The organism is Rhizobium atlanticum, from assembly GCF_030182485.1.
In the GTDB taxonomy this organism is placed as follows: domain Bacteria; phylum Pseudomonadota; class Alphaproteobacteria; order Rhizobiales; family Rhizobiaceae; genus Rhizobium.
The window spans coordinates 1-1,548 of record NZ_JAQJCJ010000074.1 but is presented as its reverse complement, the minus strand read 5'-3'; the positions used below and the strand labels follow the sequence as shown (position 1 = coordinate 1,548).

1 protein-coding gene is annotated in these 1,548 nt (G+C 60.6%); it reads right to left on the bottom strand.

All coding sequences use genetic code 11. The features are described 5' to 3' along the window. Positions 1-174 precede the first annotated feature (174 nt). Positions 175-1,548, bottom strand: a 1,374-nt coding sequence (locus PH551_RS32730; protein ID WP_285196403.1) for an ISNCY family transposase, incomplete at its 5' end; no start/stop codon positions are given.

The window sequence follows — 1,548 nt, the reverse complement described above, 5'->3', positions numbered from 1 at the left end:
ATGTGGCGGTCAGGTTGAAATGTCCGCGGTTGCGCAAAGTAGAAATGTCACTCGCGGCTGCCCCACGGCCCGCCGACCAGCCCCGATCTGAGCGGCTGGTGCGGGTTGCAAGATCAGATCGGGGCGGGTTCGTGGCACCATCGGCTTTAGCTTTGAGACTATGCGATCGACACCTCACTCCGCAGCATCGAGCTTTGCCAGCGCAGCTTTACGGCGTTCGATGACTGCGGGATCCTTCGTAAAATCCTTCCGCCGTCCCGGACCGTGAGCACGTCGCACATAGCCGTTCTTCTCGCTGTTGGTCTTCACCACCGGCTTCGACTGCTGCTCCTGGCGCTCCTTGATATAGGCCAGAACGTCGCCGAGCCGTTTGTTCTCGGTGATCGCCGCATGCGTCACCCGCTGGTCCTTGTCGAAGGTTTTGTAGGGCAGGGAGTGTCCCTTCCATCGTACATCGAGCCGGCCGTCCGCATAGGCATAGGTCTCGACATAGCGGCCGGCCAATCCGCGCGTCACCTCGCTCTCCTCCAGCATGATCCGCTTACGCTCGAACGAAAACGTCAGCTGCGATCCGACATAGCGCTGCTCGCGTTTGCACAGGATCTCCTTCAACCGATCCGGTGCAAGATTCAGCGGCCGGTGCAGGTCATCGGATCGGGCAGGGACAATCGCAAACCGCTGATTGTAGTCCACCATGAAGCCCGGCAGAAACGCATTGCCTGCCTCCATGGTGTCTATGCCTGCCAGCCGCAATTCCTTGACCAGCCGATCCTGCAGTGTTCGGTTCATGCGCTCGACACGCCCTTTGGCCTGGCTGGAGTTTGCGCAAAGAATCTCGATGTTTAGTTCCGATAGTGCACGCCCGAACTGGGTCATGCCCTGACCACCTTTGGCGTCCTTCTTCGCCACCCGGAAGACCGAATGCTTGTCGGAATAAAAGGCGATCGGCGCGCCGTGCTGCTTCAGATAAAGCTCCAATGCGTCGAAATAGCTGAAGGCGCTTTCCGAGCGCACGAACCGCAACTGCATCAACCGGCCCGTCGCATCGTCGACAAACACCAGCAGCGAGCACGGATCTCCACGATCCTCAAACCAGCGATGCTCGGACCCGTCGATCTGCACCAGCTCGCCATAGGCTTCGCGTCGCAGCCGCGGCTGATGAAACGTCCGCCGCTGCTTGCGTGATAGCCACAATCCGGCCTGTGTCATCCAGCCGCGCAACGTCTCGCGCGACACACGCAATCCATCGCGCTCGGCAAGCTTCTCGGCCGCCAGCGTCGGGCCGAAGTCCGCATAACGTTCACGAACCAGCGTCACCGCATAATCGCGAACACTATCGCTGATCCGGTTGTTCGACGGCCGGCCGATGGCTTTGTGACGGATCGACGCCGCACCGGTCGTTCTGATGCGATCCAACAGCCGCCGCACCTGGCGCTCGCTCAGGTCAAGCACATGCACCGCCGACGCCAACGTCATGCGTCCGTCGACAACCCTCGACAAAACCTCGATCCGCTGCAGGTCTCGCTCGCTCATCGCAATCAGTCCCAT